General features: G+C 68.5%; 11 protein-coding genes. 7 read left to right on the top strand and 4 right to left on the bottom strand.

Features of this window, described 5'->3' with window-relative positions:
- The first annotated feature begins 47 nt into the window (after positions 1 to 47).
- Both ACT3SQ_RS04715 and ACT3SQ_RS04720 read left to right on the top strand, forming a co-directional pair.
- On the top strand, positions 48 to 2480 hold the full coding sequence (locus tag ACT3SQ_RS04715; RefSeq protein ID WP_444600874.1) for a glycoside hydrolase family 3 N-terminal domain-containing protein: 2433 nt from the start codon (positions 48 to 50) through the stop codon (positions 2478 to 2480).
- On the top strand, positions 2480 to 3718 hold the full coding sequence (locus tag ACT3SQ_RS04720) for an endo-1,4-beta-xylanase (protein ID WP_444600875.1): 1239 nt from the start codon (positions 2480 to 2482) through the stop codon (positions 3716 to 3718). Before ACT3SQ_RS04715 ends, ACT3SQ_RS04720 begins: the two co-directional genes overlap by 1 nt.
- On the opposite strand, the gene ACT3SQ_RS04725 is transcribed toward ACT3SQ_RS04720, so the two are convergent.
- A complete protein-coding gene (locus tag ACT3SQ_RS04725) occupies positions 3687 to 4463 on the bottom strand; it encodes a DUF624 domain-containing protein (RefSeq protein WP_441444278.1) in 777 nt (258 codons plus the stop codon). The genes ACT3SQ_RS04720 and ACT3SQ_RS04725 overlap by 32 nt on opposite strands.
- A gap of 536 nt (positions 4464 to 4999) precedes the next feature.
- On the opposite strand from ACT3SQ_RS04725, the gene ACT3SQ_RS04730 reads away from it, so the two are divergent.
- From ACT3SQ_RS04730 to ACT3SQ_RS04745, 4 genes are all read left to right on the top strand, one after another.
- On the top strand, positions 5000 to 6673 hold the full coding sequence (locus tag ACT3SQ_RS04730; protein WP_441444279.1) for an ABC transporter substrate-binding protein: 1674 nt from the start codon (positions 5000 to 5002) through the stop codon (positions 6671 to 6673).
- A gap of 34 nt (positions 6674 to 6707) precedes the next feature.
- Entirely contained in the window at positions 6708 to 7682 is a 975-nt protein-coding gene (locus ACT3SQ_RS04735; RefSeq protein ID WP_441444280.1) for an ABC transporter permease, read from the top strand.
- A gap of 8 nt (positions 7683 to 7690) precedes the next feature.
- On the top strand, positions 7691 to 8626 hold the full coding sequence (locus ACT3SQ_RS04740) for a carbohydrate ABC transporter permease (protein ID WP_444600898.1): 936 nt from the start codon (positions 7691 to 7693) through the stop codon (positions 8624 to 8626).
- An 89-nt stretch (positions 8627 to 8715) separates the two neighbouring features.
- Positions 8716 to 9876, top strand: a complete 1161-nt coding sequence (locus ACT3SQ_RS04745) for an endo-1,4-beta-xylanase (RefSeq protein ID WP_444600876.1) — start codon at positions 8716 to 8718, stop codon at positions 9874 to 9876.
- A gap of 129 nt (positions 9877 to 10005) precedes the next feature.
- On the opposite strand, the gene ACT3SQ_RS04750 is transcribed toward ACT3SQ_RS04745, so the two are convergent.
- Complete coding sequence (locus ACT3SQ_RS04750) at positions 10006 to 10989, bottom strand: acetylxylan esterase (protein WP_441446206.1); 984 nt, start codon at positions 10987 to 10989, stop codon at positions 10006 to 10008.
- 209 nt (positions 10990 to 11198) lie between these two features.
- On the opposite strand from ACT3SQ_RS04750, the gene ACT3SQ_RS04755 reads away from it, so the two are divergent.
- Positions 11199 to 12257, top strand: coding sequence for a LacI family DNA-binding transcriptional regulator (locus tag ACT3SQ_RS04755; RefSeq protein ID WP_441446205.1), 1059 nt, complete (start codon positions 11199 to 11201; stop codon positions 12255 to 12257).
- A 110-nt stretch (positions 12258 to 12367) separates the two neighbouring features.
- On the opposite strand, the gene ACT3SQ_RS04760 is transcribed toward ACT3SQ_RS04755, so the two are convergent.
- Positions 12368 to 14035 carry an ABC transporter substrate-binding protein gene (locus tag ACT3SQ_RS04760; protein ID WP_441446204.1) on the bottom strand — a complete coding sequence of 556 codons (1668 nt, stop codon included), beginning with the start codon at positions 14033 to 14035 and terminating at the stop codon, positions 12368 to 12370.
- A 545-nt stretch (positions 14036 to 14580) separates the two neighbouring features.
- Complete coding sequence (locus ACT3SQ_RS04765) at positions 14581 to 15765, bottom strand: ROK family protein (RefSeq protein WP_441446203.1); 1185 nt, start codon at positions 15763 to 15765, stop codon at positions 14581 to 14583.
- Positions 15766 to 15905: the final 140 nt, after the last annotated feature.

Below are 15905 nucleotides of genomic sequence, written 5' to 3' on the forward strand. Positions count from 1 at the left end.
CGTCCCTCCGTCCGCCGCGACCGTCACGGGCCGTGCGAAGGAGCATCATGACCATTCCGCTGTGGAATGACCGGAGCCTCAGCACCGAGCAGCGCGTCGACGCGCTGCTCGCGGAGCTGAGCCTGGAGGAGAAGGTGGCCCAGCTCGGCAGCTACTGGAAGCGGCCGACGCTCGGGGACGCCGAGGGCTTCGCCCCCATGCAGTCCACGTTCGAGGAGGGCCGCGACCCCTTCGACGCCGCGGTCCAGGGCGGGCTCGGCCATCTCACCCGCCCCTACGGGAGCGCCCCCCTGGACGGGCAGGAGGGAGGGGAGAACCTGCGCAAGATGCAGCAGGCCGTCGTCGCGGGCTCCCCGCACGGCATCCCGGCCCTGGTCCACGAGGAATGCCTGACGGGGATCATGGCCCATGGCGCCACCACCTATCCCGCCGCGATCGCCTGGGGCGCGAGCTTCGATCCCGCCCTGATCGGTGAGATGGGCGAGCGCATCGGCACCGACATGCGTGCGATCGGCGCCCATATGGGACTCGCCCCGGTGCTGGACATCGTGCGCGACTACCGCTGGGGACGCATCGAGGAGACGATGGGGGAGGACCCCTATCTCACCGGCGTGCTCGCCACCGAGTACGTGCGCGGGCTGCAGTCCACCGGCACGATCGCCACCCTCAAGCACTTCGCCGGCCACGCCGCCTCCCGCGCGGGCCGCAACCACGCCCCGGTCTCCATCGGGTTGCGCGAGCTGCACGACATCGACCTGGTCCCCTTCGAGATGGCCGTCCGCCACGGCGAGGTCGGCTCCGTCATGAACTCCTACGCGGACATCGACGGCACCCCGCCTGCGGCCAGCCACTGGCTGCTCACCGAGCTGCTCCGCGACACCTGGGGCTTCGAAGGCACCGTGGTCGCCGACTACTGGGCCGTCAGCTTCCTGCAGTCCATGCACCGCGTGGTCGAGGACGATCGGGGCGCGGCGCTCGCCGCCCTCCGCGCCGGGCTCGACATCGAGCTGCCCGAGACCACCACCTACCCCCACCTCGCCGCCGCCGTGCGCGAGGGGGATCTCGAGCTGGAGGTGCTGGACACCGCGGTGCGTCGGATCCTGCGCCAGAAGGTCGAGCTGGGCCTGCTCGATGCGCACTTCGACGCCGCGACCACCGGTGAGGCGATCGAGCTCGACTCCGAGGAGGGGCGCGCGCTCGCTCGGAGGATGGCCGAGGAGTCCATCATCCTGCTGGACAACTCCCACGAGCTGCTCCCGCTGACGCCGTCGCACCCGCTGACCGCAGCGGATGACGCGCAGGGCCTCGCTGGCCCCGCTGGTCCTGTGTCGATTGCCCTGATCGGCCCTGCCGCCGTGCAGCCCCGCAGCTTCCTGGGCTGCTACAGCTTCACCAACCACGTCCTGTCCCGGCTCGAGGACAACGGCACCTCCGTGCACGTGCCCACCCTCACCGAGGCGCTCGGCGCGGAGTTCCCCGGCGCGTCGCTCACCACCACCGCCGGCACGGACTTCATCAGCCCCGACACCTCCGGGATCGCCGAGGCCGTCGCGGCGACGCAGGCTGCCGAGCTCGCCGTCGTCGCCGTCGGCGACCTCGCCGGGCTGTTCGGCGCCGGCACCTCCGGCGAGGGCTGCGACGTCGAGAGCCTGCAGCTGCCCGGAGCCCAGCACGAGCTGGTCGAGGCGGTGCTCGCCACCGGCACGCCCGTGGTGCTGGTGCTCGTCACCGGCCGCCCGTACTCGCTCGGCGCCTACAAGGGCCGGGCTCACGCGATCGTGCAGGCGTTCATGCCGGGCGAGGAGGGCGCGAGCGCGATCGCCGGAGTGCTCTCCGGCCGCGTGAACCCGTCCGGTCGCCTGCCCATCGGCATCCCGAACGGAGTGGGCGGACAGCCCGGCACGTACCTCGCCCCGGTGCTGGCCTGGGAGAGCGACGGCATCTCGAACCTCGACCCCAAGCCCCTGTTCCCCTTCGGCCACGGCCTGAGCTACTCGCGCTTCGAGTACTCCGCACTCGAGCTCTCCGCTCCGCAGATCGCGGCGGACGGCACCGTCGAGATCTCCGCGACCGTCACCAACACCTCGGACCGCGACGGCAAGGAGGTCGTCCAGCTGTACCTCAGCGACCCCGTCGCCAGCGTGGTGCGACCGCTCAAGCGCCTGGTGGGCTTCACCAAGGTGGGCCTCGCCGCCGGGGAGAGCACGCGCGTGACCTTCCAGCTGCACGCCGACCGCACCTCCTTCACCGGCCCCGACCTGCAGCGCATCGTCGAGCCCGGCGAGTTCCGGGTGCGGCTCGGCGCCAGCAGCGAGGACGTCACCCTCGAGGGCTCCTTCCGGATCGAGGGCGAGGTGCGGGTCCTCAGCCCCGGCCGGCACGTCCTGGACACCCCGGCCACCGTGTCCCCGGTCGCGCTGCGCGCGCAGGACCCGATGACAGCGGGCGCCCCGGCAGCAGTGATGGGAGGCGGTCTGTGATGACCACCGCGCAGCAGGCCGTGATGGCCGAACGCACCGAGACCTTCCGGCTCCGCCTCGTGGACGAGCAGGGCGCGGCACGGGCAGGGGAGGAGGTCCGCGTCGAACAGATCTCCCACGACTTCGGCTTCGGCTGCTCCGGCTTCGAGCTGCAGCCCGAGGATCCCGATGAGCACACCAGGCTGTGGCTGGACCTGTTCAACATGGCCACCCTGCCCTTCTACTGGCGCTGGTTCGAGCAGACCCCCGGCGCCCCGGACACCGAGAGGCTGCGCCGCCTGGCGAAGGGACTGCGCGGGCACGGCGTGCGCCTGAAGGGCCATCCGCTGCTCTGGCACACCCTCGCCCCCACCTGGCTGCTCGAGAAGGAGCCCGCGGAGGTGGAAGAGGCGATCCGTCACCGGATCACCCGCGATGCCACCGATTTCGCGGGCCTGATCGACCAGTGGGATGCGATCAACGAGACCGTGATCCTGCCGGTGTTCGAGGCCGAGGAGAATGCCGTCACCCGGCTGGCCCAGGCGCGCGGCCGGATGCATGTCATCCGCCTCGCGTTCGAGACCGCCCGCGCCGCGGATCCCACGGCCCGGCTGGTGCTGAACGACTTCGAGCTCTCCTCCGCCTTCGAGGACGTCATCGAGGAGTGCCTGGAGGCCGGGCTGGAGATCGACGCGATCGGCGTGCAGACCCACATGCACAAGGGCTACCGCGGCGAGGAGCAGATCGCGGAGGTGATCGGGCGCTTCTCCCGCTTCGGCCTCCCGGTCCAGCTGACCGAGACCACGCTGCTCTCCGGCCACATCATGCCCGCGCACATCGTCGACCTCAACGACTACGTGGTCGACTCCTGGCCGTCCACGCCCGAGGGCGAGGAGCGGCAGGCCGATGAGCTGGTGCGCCACTACCGCACCGTGCTCGCCCAGCCAGCCGTCGAATCACTGACCTACTGGGGGCTCGGCGACGCCGGTGCCTGGCTCGGCGCCCCCGCCGGGCTGGTGCGGGCCGACGGCACCCCCAAGCCGAGCTACCACGCACTGAAGTCACTGATCAGCGAGGAGTGGTGGACTGGCAGTCATCAGCTGCGCAGCGATGCGGATGGCGTCCTGACGGTCCGCGGCTTCGCCGGGGACTACCGGCTCGACCTTGCGGGGGAGGCGGGGGAGTCCGTGGAGTTCACGATCCCTCGAGGGGGCGGGCATCAGGAGCTCAGTCCTGCGGAGAGCTCTCCGCAGAGCTGATCTCAGGGCCTGCCTCGGGGCCGACCGCAGGGCCGCCAGCAGGGCCTGCCTCGGGGGCTACCGCAGGGCCGCCTGCGGGGCTGACGAACTGCTCGGTGAGCATCGCCGCGATCTTCCGCTCCGAGGCCCACAGCGCGAAGACCAGCAGTGATGCCGTGAACAGCAGCATGAACTCGCCGATCAGCAGGATGATCCCGAGCGTCAGCACGCCGAGCGACACCAGCGCCAGGGTGGACAGCGGCTTCACCAGGAGGGTGAAGGCCGAGAGCCGGAAGACGTCCCGGGCCCGGAAGCTGAAGCGGGAGATGATCGAGAGCGCCCGTGCCAGCACCAGCAGTGCGGCCGCGCCCAGCACCAGGAAGACGATGTTGAGCATGCTGGTCCCGGCCGCACCGGCATAGGTGAGGTTGAACGCCGCCAGGGCCAGCACGAGGACCACTGGGCCGCCCACCCGGAGGCTGTCCAGCGCGTTCAACCGGTACCCGCGCAGGAACTGACGCGCCGGGACCAGCTCCTGGTCCTCGCGCCAGGCGCGGCAGGCATACAGGGCCGCGGCGATGGCCGGCAGCAGCGGCAGCGCGGCGATCACGAACACCGGCGAGCTCAGCGGCCCGGGGGAGAGCAGGGTCCACACCAGCAGGGTCGGCACGGCGGCCAGCACCAGCATCACGTCGATCACCAGGAACCAGTAGACGCCCTCGGTGAGTTCGGTGAACATCCCTCGCGGGCGGCGGGGTGGCGTCATTGCTCCTCCTGGAGATCGCAGTCCTCAGAGAACTGCAGTGCTGTCGCAGTGCCCAGAGCACTGCAGTGCTTTCGCAGTGCCTAGAGAACTGCAGTCTGCCGCCATAGATCGACGGAACCCCATTCTCAACGAAACTTTCGATCCCTGTCGAGCCCTAGTTGCAGGAATGTTACCTTCGCAGGCTCTGCCTGAGGGGCGGTCGTGCGAGCGATTGGGCATCAAGTGGCCAGGCCAAGTCTGCTTTGCTTGGCACGGACGCGTTCTTTTCAAACTTTCGTGAACTTCTTGACCAGGATCACATCCCCAGCTAAGTTGTGTGTCACAGCGAAAGCTTGACGAAATTCTCGGCAATTCCTCCGGCATAGTCGCCGGCGCGAGCCCCGCACGAGAGCTTCATCCACTCAGTTCGGCCAGTCCCTCAGCCACCTCCGGTGACCTGTCGGCACCTGAGCCTCGACGTACCGCACCACCGGTTCGACCCGCTTCGCCCACGCCGCACCACCCGGTCCGGCACCGACCCTCATGAGGAGACGGCAATGAACACGTCCCGCCACTTCCCTTTCGCGCCGACCCGACGCAGCTTCGTCGGACTCTCCGCCGCCGCGTTCGCCACGGTGGCGCTGGCCGCCTGCGGCTCCGACTCCGGTGAGGAGGTCGACGTCGAGTCCCAGAACGTGGGCGCGATGGACGACTACGCCGCGGACACCCAGTTCAAGGCCACCGAGCCGATCCAGGTCAGCATGCTGTGGACCGACTGGCCCGAGGTCCCCGTCGAGGACACCTGGCGGCTCTTCGATCACATCAAGGAGCTCACGAACGTCGAGATCACGCTGACGCACATCCCCTTCAGCGATGCGACCGAGAAGCGCAGCCTGCTCATCAGCGCTGGTGACGCGCCGACGCTGATCCCGCTGGTCTACACCGGCGAGGACGCCCCGTTCGTCTCCTCGGGCGCCGTCGTGCCGATGAGCGACTACGTGGACAAGATGCCGAACTTCCAGAAGTACGTCGAGGAATGGGACCTCGCCGACATGATCGACAACCTCAAGCAGGAGGACGGCAAGTACTACATGGTGCCGGGCCTGCAGGAGGTCTCGGTGCCCGTCTTCAGCCTGGTCATCCGCAAGGATGTCTTCGAGGAGGTCACCGGCGCGGTGCCGAACACCTGGGACGAACTCCACGAGGGTCTCAAGCTCATCAAGGAGAAGTACCCCGACTCGACCCCGCTGGCCGACGGCTTCGAGGGCGGCGCGCTCTTCAACTTCGCCTCCCACGCCTGGCTCACCAAGGGCGGCTGGGGCTTCGGCGACGGTTCGATCGAGGGCCCCGACGGCAAGCTCACCTACGTTGCGATCACAGACGAGTACAAGACCATGATCGAGCTGTTCCGGACCCTGGTCGAGGACGGCCTGCTGGATCGGGAGTCCCTCACCGCCTCCAACGACGGCTCCGGTGCGGCGTCGGTCGCCGAGAAGTTCGCGGCCGAGACCTGCTTCGCCGCCTCCGGCTCCTCCGGCACCGCGATCGAGTTCAGCCAGGCACTGAACGAAACCGTCGGCGAGGGCAATCACTCCGTCACCCTGATCCCGCCGCCCGCAGGGCCGGCCGGCGAGCACGTCGAGCCGCGCAACTTCTGGCACGGGTTCATGCTCAACTCGCAGATCACGAAGTCCGAGAACTTCCTGGCCACCCTGCAGTTCCTCGACTGGCTGTACTACAACCCGGATGCCCGCGAGATGCTGCGCTGGGGCGAGAAGGACGTCAACTACACCAAGGCCGAGGACGGCGCCATCGAACTGATGGACGGCTTCTCGCTCGACAGCTTCAACATCAACACCGGCGCCGGCACGGACATCAACGTGGACCTCGGGTTCTCGACTTTCCCCGCTGAGTCGACTGAGTCCCGGGAGCTCAAGGAGTCCTACAGCACCCCCGAGTTCGTCGAGTACATCGACAATGTCCTCTCCACGCGCACCCCGCGCGATCCGTACCCGCCCAAGCCCATGGACGAGACCGAGCTCGAGCAGGCCTCGCTGCTGGCCACCCCGATCAAGGACTCCGTGGACACGGCGACCCTTCAGTTCATCATGGGCGAGCGCGACATGAGCGAATGGGACGCCTTCAAGGGCGAGCTGGAGGCAGCGGGCCTGCCGCGCTACCTCGAGCTGCTCAACAAGGCACGTGACCGCTTCGTTGAGGCGAACGGGTGAATGGCACCGAGGCACTGACGGAGGAGCTGAGGTCATGACACTGACGGAGACTCGGGAGACCGCGGCGCAGGAACCTGCGCCGCGGCCCCCGGCCCCAAAACGCAGACCGGGAGGTTGGAAGCGGTCGCTCCGGCGCGACTGGCCGCTGTACACCCTCGCGATCGCCCCACTGATCTTCCTGGCGATCTTCCGATACCTGCCGATGCTCGGCAATGTGATCGCCTTCCGACGGTTCCGGCCCGGAGGCAGCATCTTCGGCGACGAATGGGTCGGGATGCTGTACGTGGATATGTTCATCCACGATCCCGCGTTCTGGAACGTCTTCACGAACACGGCGATCATCGGCGGCATGACCCTGGTGGTCTGCTTCCCGCTGCCGATCATCCTCGCGCTCATGCTCAACGAGGTGCGACGCACGCACTTCAAGCGGATCGTGCAGTCGATCAGCTACCTGCCCCACTTCCTCTCGGTCGTGATCGTGGTCGGCATGGTCTACCAGCTGCTCTCCCTGCAGGGCACGGTCAACCAGATCACCGAGGCCTTCGGCGGGGACGCAGTCTCGTTCCTCCAGAAGCCTGAATGGTTCCGGTTCATCTACGTCGCCTCCGAGGCCTGGCAGACGGTCGGCTGGGGCACGATCCTGTACCTCGCCGCGCTCACCGCGGTGGACGACGGCCTCTACGAGGCGTCACGCATCGATGGGGCCAACCGCTGGCAGCAGACCTGGCACGTGACGATCCCGGGGATCCGGCCGACGATGGTCACCCTGCTGATCCTCAACATCGGCAACTTCCTCAACGTCGGCTTCGAGAAGGTCCTGCTGCTGTACAACCCCATGACCTACTCCACCGGTGACGTCATCTCGACGTACCTGTACCGCGTGGGTCTGGTGTCGAACAACCTCAGCTATGCGGCGGCCATCGGCCTGTTCCAGGCGATCATCGGTTTCGTGATGGTCATGTCCGCCAACTACATCTCGAAGCGATTGGTGGGGACGAGCCTGTGGTGATCGAAGCAATGGCCCCGGATGCGCCGCGCAAGAATTCCAAGAGCGCAGTCGCCCCCCGGACCTCCCGGATTAAGGACTCCACGTCCTACAAGGTCTTCACGGTCGTGAACATGACGGTGCTGGTCCTCATGTGCGCGCTCATGCTGTACCCGTTCGTCATGCTGCTGGCCCAGTCGTTCAGCTCAGCGGGTGCGATCAACGCGGGCAAGGTCAACCTCTTCCCTGTCGGCTTCAACCTCGACACCTACAAGGTGGTCGCCAACAACGACAACTTCTGGCGCGCCTACGGCAACACCGTGGTCTACACCGTGATCGGCACGACCATCGCCATGGTGCTGACCACCTCCTACGCCTATGTGCTCTCGAAGAAGCACCTCAAGGGGCGCGGCCTGCTGATCGGCATCGCCGTGTTCACGATGTTCTTCAACGGCGGCATCGTCCCGAACTACGTGCTCATCTCCTCGCTGGGGATGAAGAACACGATGTGGGCGGTGATCCTTCCGCCGGCGCTGTCGGTCTTCAACCTTCTGGTGATGAAGGCGTTCTTCGAGAACCTGCCCACGGAGCTCGAGGAGGCCGCGCATATCGACGGCCTGAGCTGGTTCGGGATCTTCTTCCGGATCGTGCTGCCGCTGTCCAAGGCGGTGATCGCCACGATGGTGCTGTTCTACTCGGTGCAGTACTGGAACGACTGGTTCGCCGCCTTCCTGTACCTGGACAAGACGGACCTGTTCCCCGTGACCCTGTTCCTGAGGAACCTGATAGCCGGGGCCTCCACCGCAGCGTCGGAGGGGGCCGCGGCCTCGGGCGGCAGCGTCGATGCCATCAACGCCAACATCCAGTCGGTGACGATGATCCTGATCCTGATCCCGATCCTTTGCGTGTACCCCTTCGTGCAGCGGTACTTCGTCTCGGGCATCATGCTCGGCTCTGTCAAGGGCTGAACCCTCGCGCCCCGTCTGCCGTCCGCGGCCGGCGGGGCGCCTGCACGAGCAGTCGCAGTTCCCCCGATGATGACGTCGAAGGAGACACCATGAAACGCCGCCAGATCCTCACCGCCGGAGCTGTCGCGACCACGCTCGCGGTCGCCGCACCCGCCGCCGCCGCCCCGGGCGGGGTTCCCGGGAACGGGCAGGCCAAGCCCCCGGGCCTCGCGAAGAAGGACAACCTCGCCTTCGCCGCCGGAAGCACCCTGAAGATCGGCTGCGCCGTCGCCGGCGGCGGTCACCACACGAGCCAGCCCTATCCCGATCCGTTCACCGCCGACGAGCCCTACCGCGAGCTGCTGGCGGCAGAGTTCACCTCGCTCTCGGCCGAGAACCAGATGAAGTGGGACCACATGCGCCCCGCCCGGGACGAGTACAACTTCGTCGACTCGGACGCGATCATGGAGTTCGCGGAGGCCAACGGCCAGGTCGTGCGCGGTCACACCCTGATGTGGCACAACCAGAACCCCGCCTGGCTGACGGAGGGCGGCTTCTCGCCCGAGGAGCTCCGGGCGATCCTCAAGGAGCACATCGAGACGGTGGTCGGCCGCTACGCCGGGCGCATGCAGCAGTGGGACGTCGTCAACGAGATCTTCGACGACAGCGCCATCCTGCGCACCGAGGGCAACATCTGGATCCGCGAGCTGGGCACGGAGATCATCGCCGACTGCTTCCGCTGGGCCCACGCCGCGGACCCGGATGCCCTGCTGTTCTTCAACGACTACAACGTCGACGGCATCAACCCCAAGAGCGACGCCTACTACGCGCTCATCCAAGAGCTGCTGGCCGACGGGGTCCCGGTCCACGGCTTCTCCACCCAGGGGCACCTGTCGATCCGCTACGGCTTCCCGGGCGATCTCGCCGACAACCTCCAGCGCTTCGCCGATCTGGGCCTGCAGACGGCCATCACCGAGCTCGATGTGCGCATGGACCTGCCCGACGGCGAGGAGCCGACGGAGGCCCAGCTCGCGCAGCAGGCCGAGTACTACCGCCGGGTGACCGAAGCGGCGCTGTCCGTGGAGGGCTGCTCGTCGCTGACCCTGTGGGGCGTGCTGGATCGCTATTCATGGGTGCCGGGCACCTTCCCCGGTGAGGGCGCGGCGACCGTGCTGTGGGACGACTACTCCCGCAAGCCCGCCTACTACGCCGTGCAGGACGCGCTCGCCGAGGCGAGCGGCCGGGCGGGACACCCGGCACTGCGGCGCTGAGAGCGCGGGGCCGGTCCTGCGGCGCTGCGGCGCCCCGAGAGCGCGGGGCCGGTCCTGCGGCGCTGAGGCTGCGGGGCCGGTGCTGCCCCGCGGAGCATCCGCGGCCGATGGGGCCGGCCGGCGCGACGGTCACAGGTTCTCGCGCAGCCAGTCGAGCTGGCGTCGCTGCTGAGCGGGACCGCCGCCCTCATGGTTGTTGAAGGGGTAGACGACGATCTCGCGCTCCGGCTCTTTCCCGGTAGCACTGCCATAGAGGTTGTAGGCGGCGAACACGGTCGAGGGCGGGCAGATGACGTCGCGCAGCGCCACCGAGAACATCGCGGGCGCAGTCGCACGGCGGCCCAGGTGCAGGGCGTCGACGTAGGCCAGGGTCCGGAAGGTCTGCTCCTCGAGACCTCGATGGACCGCCAGGTAGCGCACGATCTCCTGGTACGGGTCGGCATCGGTGATCTCGGTGGCGCGACGCATATGGGTGAGGAAGGGGACGTTGGTCATCAGCGCGTCGACGTCGGGGACCAGCCCGGCGGCGCCGAGAGCGAGGCCGCCGCCCTGGCTGCTCCCGGTGACGACCACCCGGCCGTCCGCGCCGGGCAGGGCGCGGGCGGCATCCACGGCGCGGGCGGCGTCGGTCAGCAGGCGGGTGAGATAGGAGGTGTGCGGGGACTCGATGCCGCGGGTCATCACCCCGGGGGCGGCCGGACCCGAACCAGCCGGGTCCGCGGTATGCCCGCCCGCGCCCCAGCCCGAGCCCTGCCCGCGGGAGTCCATCAGCAGATGCCCGTACCCCGCGGCGGCCCAGGCCAGGCGCTCGAGAGGCTCGCCGCGTCCGCCCCCGTACCCCAGATACTCGACGATCACCGGGAGATCCCCGTCGGTGCCGGCGGGCCGGTTGTACCAGGCGCGCACCGGTGCGCCGCCGTGCCCCGCGAGGGTGACGTCCCAGGTGTCGACCAGGGTGAGCCCGTTCTCGACCCGCTCCTGGGCGAGGATCGGGGCCGAGGCCGTACGGGCCTGGGTGAGGGTCTGGTCCCAGAAGTCCTCGAGATCCGCCGGCTCCTCGAGCGTGGGGCGATACTCCCGCAGGGCATCGAGGGGCATGTCGAACAGGGCCATGGAGATGCCTCCAACGAGTCCGTGGGGTGATCGACGACGACCGCTCCCCGCGTGGTGACGCCAGCGAAAACTGGCGAAACAATGAACTGAAAGTTAAGGTAGGGCAGGGTTAGAGTTCGCGTGCTGGCCGGTCAAGGTTCGTTCGCGCAGGTAAGGTGCGAGGCGGCGCTCCAAGGGCGGAGCGCCCCGGGCACGGGAGAGGTGAAGTCATGGCACAGAGCGAGACGCGGACCGGACGGGTCACCTTGAAAGAGGTGGCGGAGAAGGCCGGGGTGTCGCTGGCGACCGCCTCGAAGGTGATGAACGGTCGCGCCGACGTGCGCGACCGCACCCGAGAGATCGTGGCCGAGGCCGCGCGGGAGCTCGGCTACCAGCCCAAGCGCCGCGAAGGGGACAAGCGACGCTCGGCGCTGATCCACTTCGACACCCTCACCAGCCCCTACTCGCTGCAGGTGCTCGAGGGCGCGGAGCAGGCGGCGCACCGCGCCGATGTGGATCTCATCGTCGTCAGCGGCGATCAGACCTCCGCCGGCCTCTCGCGCGCCTGGATGGCCGAGGTCGCCTCCCGCGGCGTCGAGGGAGTGGTCCTGGTGACCACCCCGATCGGGGTCCGCCATGCCCGCTGGAGCAAAGACCTCTCGCTGCCGCTGATCGCGATCGACCCCGTCTCCATCGACCCCGACGTCAAGGGGATCGTCACCATCTCGGCCACCAACTGGGAGGGAGGCACCACCGCCGTCCAGCACCTGGTGGACCAAGGGCATCGCCGGATCGGTGTGCTCGCCGGCCCGGAGGATTCGATCCCGGCGCGCCAGCGGCTCCAGGGCTACCACTCCGCGCTCGGTGCGGCCGGAGTGAAGTGGGAGCGGGAGCTCATCGAGCACGGGAACTTCTCCTACGAGGACGGCCAGCGCGGCGCCGAGCGCCTGCTGCAGCTGCCCGAACCGCCCACCGCGATCTTCGCCGTCGCGGACACCCTGGCGGTGGGTGCCCTGCGCGCCGCGCGCCAGCTCGGAGTCGAGGTCCCCGAGCAGCTCAGCGTGATCAGCTTCGACGACACGATGATCGCGCAGTGGACGCACCCGCAGCTCACCGCGGTGCGCCAGCCGCTGTTCTCGATGGGTCAGGTCGCGATCGAGCGCCTGCTGGCGCTGTCCTCGGACCCGGGTCTCTTCGCCCATCCCTTCAAGCTCGAGACCATGCTCATCCAGCGGGAGTCGACGGCTCCGCGGGAGTCGGCGGCTCCGGAGGGGGAGCAGGGTCCCTGACCTCCGGAGCACGCCGGCCCTGATGCCGCGAACGCCGGCTCTGGCTCCGGCTGCGGCGTCGGCTCAGGTGCCGGCGGCGGCTCAGGTGCTGGCGCCGTCCCGGTGCCGGCTCAGGAGCCTTCGAGGAACCGCTCGCGGGCGCCGTTGATCAGGTCCATGTAGTTCTGCAGACCGGAAGCCTCGAGCTCTGCGGCGAAGGCATCCCATTCGCCCATGTCGCGCTCGCCGAGGATGAACTGCAGCGTGGCGGTGTCCACGGCGTCCTTCAGCGGAGTCGCCATCAGGGACGCCTGCTCGAGCTCCGCCTCCTCGAGCGGTGCCGGAGCCCACGGCGGCATCGATTCGAGATTCTCGGTCACGCCGTCGATGTACTCGGTGTACTCCGCGGAGTTGTAGGACTCCTTGAGCGCCCGCGACTCGGTGGCCTCGGCCAGGAAGGTGGAGAAGCCCAGGTCCTTGAGCAGATCCGTCCCGGCGCCGACGTTCAGGTCGAAGGAATCCAGGGAGTAGCCCTCCATCAGCTTGATGGTGCCGTCCTCGGCCTTGGTGTAGGTCTCGCCCTCGATGCCCCAGCGCTGCATCTCGCGCGCCTCCGGGTTGAAGTACAGCCAGTCCAGGAACTGGAGGATCGCCAAGAAGTTCGCGGACTCGGCGATCTCGGAGTTGAGCATGAAGCCGTGCCAGAAGTTGCGCGGGCCCATGATGTTCCCACCCGGCCCGGCAGGCGGCGGGATGAGCCGGAGGTCGTAGTTTCCCTCGCCGACGGTCTCGTCAAGGGCCTGCGCGAACTCGATGGCCGTGCCGGAGGAGCCGGAGGCGGCGAAGCAGACCTCCTTGGCGAACTTCTCCGCGACCCCGCCGGCACCGCTGCCGTCGTTCGCGGCGGTGAGCGTCTCGGGATCCAGCAGACCTTCCGCGACGAGGGCGCGGTAGTACTCGACCATCGCCTTGTACTCCTCGGTGGTCGCCGCGTAGCGGAGCGGCTCGCCGTCCTGCCCGCCGATCGTCCCGTCCCCGAAGCCCCAGCCGGCGCGGGTGCCGAAGGAGTAGCCGCCGTAGTTGATCAGGGACTGTCCCTCGAAGCCGTCGGCCAGCGGGAGCGAGTCAGGGTACTTCTCCTTGATGGCCTGCAGCCCCTCGTGGACCTCATCCCAGGTCGAGGGGATCCCGATCCCGATCTCCTCCCAGACGTCCGTACGGATGATCAGGGAGAACGACGGCACCCAGACCTCCTGCAGGCCCGGAAGCATGTAGTACTTCCCGTCCGCCTGCTTGAGGTTCTCGACCATCTCGGCCTGGTCCCACTCCTCCACGTACTTGCGGAAGTTGGGCATGTGCTCGACGAAGTCGCTCATCGGCAGGATCGCGCCGGAGGAGACGAAGGGGGTCTCGTCGCCGCGGTAGATCAGGGGGATGATCGTGGGCGCATCACCCGCGCTGATCAGCAGGCTGCGCTTCTCGACGGAGTCGCTGAAGGGGACGTGGGTGAGCTCGAGCTGGACATTGGTCAGCTCCTTGATGCGGTCGAAGACCTGCCAGGTCTCCTTGACGGGCTGTTCGGGCCAGTCCGTCCACAGGATCGAGACGGTGATCGGCTCGGTGGCCTTGAACTGCTGATCGGCTTCGAAGGTCTCCATCGCGCCGACGTTCTGGGAGGCGGCGTCGACCTCGGCCTCTTCGGAGCCTCCGCAGGAGGCGAGGGTGAGCGCGCCGAGGGTCGCGGCGGTCAGGCCCACGAAGGTGCGGCGGCTGGTGAGCGGTGAGCGGGGGGTGATCATCGGGAACTCCTGGGGCGAGATGAGAGAGCGGATTCGTGGAGCATCGTGCGCGGCCGAGCATCCGTTGCCGCAGGTTCAGCTGTGAGCTGGCGGCGGCGCAGCCCGTCGGGAAGGGACTGGTCGCAGCGTCCCTGCCGCGATTCGTCCCTTCCCATGGAATGAAAAGTTTCTCGAAAACTTATACCCCACGGGTTGTCCGTCACCAGAGTAGGGAGCGGCCGACGGGCGGTCAAGGGCATTGCAGAGAACGTGAAACCTTGTGCGCTCCCGAGCGCCCCCGCAGGTCACAGTGGACATTGCGCCACGATAGAGCCGATGCTTAGATTCTGAAAAGTCATCGAAAAGTTGCGCAGGCGGGAATGTCATGTTTCTGGTGGTGAAGTCACCAAACGGCGGCCTGCCGGGCCGCCGAGACGTGCGGTGGGATCGCGGAGTTTCGCTCCGCCCGGCGGGGCGGGTGGCGCCGGGCCCGTCGGCCGCTCCGTCGCGGCTACGGCTGTGCCGGTGGGGTGGGGGTGGCGGTGGCTGCGGCTCAGGCCGTGATGTCAGGCCGTGATGTGGTGCGCGCGGGCGATCCACGCCCCGGGGGCGTTGAACACCGGCTGCAGGGCCGCGCGTGCTGCGCCATGCAGGGCCGGGTCGACCTGGCCGTCCGAGCGCGCGATCAGCACCGGGCCGGCCTCGACCGCCAGAGCGTGGCGTTCCACGGTCTCGCGGATCACCGGCTCGAGCTCGTCGGCGATCGGCGCCAGGTATCCCGAGAGCACCACGGTGGTCAGGTCCAGCACGTTCAGGGCATTGGCGATCGCCAGGCCCAGCGAGCGCCCGATCATGCCGATCACCTCGGCACGGTCCCGAGTCAGGGCGAGCGCATCGACCAGGTCTTCGATGAGGATGTCGTCGCTGAGCCCCGCCCGCTCCCGCAGTGCGTGATACGAGACGTACGCCTCCAGGCAACCCTGGCGGCCGCAGCGGCAGGTCGCGCCACCCGGCTCGATCACCGTGTGCCCGAACTCGCCGGCCCAGCCGTGCGCGCCGGTCATGAGGGCTCCGTCGAGCACCACCGCACCGCCGATGCCGGTGGAACCGCGCAGGTAGATGAAGGATTCGTCGGGACGATGATCGATCTCGGTGAGCACGGAGAGGCGGTTGTCGTTCTGGGCGCGCACCGAGAGGCCTGCGAGCTCCGGATGGGCGATCAGCCGCCCCACGAGCGGCACCTCGGTCCAGTCCAGGTTCGGGGCGGAGAGCACCCGTCCGTCGTCCGGGGCGATGCGGCCGGGGACGGCGACGACCACTTCGACCACCGGCAGGTCGCCGGCGTCGGCGCGCACCTTGCCCACCAGCTCGGCGGCGAGGTCGATCGACTCCTCGGCGGAGGTCGCGGTGACCTTCCGGTACTCGATCCGATGGCTCAGCACCTCGCCGGCCAGGTCGATGCCGAGGCAGGCGACGTGATCGGCGGCGATCTCGAGCCCGATCGCCAGCAGCGTGCCGCGGGCGGGGGTCAGTGGCACCATCGGCCGCCCGGCCCCGGCGGAGATGGGTGTGCCCTCTTCGGCCAGCCCCGCGCCCACCAGCTCCTCGACCAGCTTGGAGACGGTCGGCTTGGTGAGCCGGGTGTGCTTGGCGAGCCCGGCGCGGGAGAGCGGGGAGGCGGTCGAGGCGGCTGTGGCCAGCGTGCTGAGGATGATGGACAGGTTGTGCTCACGCAGATGGGTGGACTGCACCTGTGCCCCTTTCGCCGGCTCCGATGCGGGCAGCGGCGGCATGCTGACCCGGAATATCTGGGAACAGCTTGGCACGACTGCGTTAGTTACTGTAACTTACTAACAGCGGCGCGGCGATGACAGCCCGCCGAGAGCACGCC

Source organism: Brachybacterium sp. AOP42-C2-15, from assembly GCF_052377065.1.
GTDB lineage: Bacteria > Actinomycetota > Actinomycetes > Actinomycetales > Dermabacteraceae > Brachybacterium.

What these genes read in the sequence shown, in the direction of transcription:
- ACT3SQ_RS04715 (WP_444600874.1), top strand. Translation starts at nt 48, where the DNA reads ATGACCATTCCGCTGTGGAATGACCGGAGCCTCAGCACCGAGCAGCGC.
- ACT3SQ_RS04720 (WP_444600875.1), top strand. Translation starts at nt 2,480, where the DNA reads ATGACCACCGCGCAGCAGGCCGTGATGGCCGAACGCACCGAGACCTTC.
- ACT3SQ_RS04725 (WP_441444278.1), bottom strand. Translation starts at nt 4,463, where the DNA reads ATGACGCCACCCCGCCGCCCGCGAGGGATGTTCACCGAACTCACCGAG.
- ACT3SQ_RS04730 (WP_441444279.1), top strand. Translation starts at nt 5,000, where the DNA reads ATGAACACGTCCCGCCACTTCCCTTTCGCGCCGACCCGACGCAGCTTC.
- ACT3SQ_RS04735 (WP_441444280.1), top strand. Translation starts at nt 6,708, where the DNA reads ATGACACTGACGGAGACTCGGGAGACCGCGGCGCAGGAACCTGCGCCG.
- ACT3SQ_RS04740 (WP_444600898.1), top strand. Translation starts at nt 7,691, where the DNA reads ATGGCCCCGGATGCGCCGCGCAAGAATTCCAAGAGCGCAGTCGCCCCC.
- ACT3SQ_RS04745 (WP_444600876.1), top strand. Translation starts at nt 8,716, where the DNA reads ATGAAACGCCGCCAGATCCTCACCGCCGGAGCTGTCGCGACCACGCTC.
- ACT3SQ_RS04750 (WP_441446206.1), bottom strand. Translation starts at nt 10,989, where the DNA reads ATGGCCCTGTTCGACATGCCCCTCGATGCCCTGCGGGAGTATCGCCCC.
- ACT3SQ_RS04755 (WP_441446205.1), top strand. Translation starts at nt 11,199, where the DNA reads ATGGCACAGAGCGAGACGCGGACCGGACGGGTCACCTTGAAAGAGGTG.
- ACT3SQ_RS04760 (WP_441446204.1), bottom strand. Translation starts at nt 14,035, where the DNA reads ATGATCACCCCCCGCTCACCGCTCACCAGCCGCCGCACCTTCGTGGGC.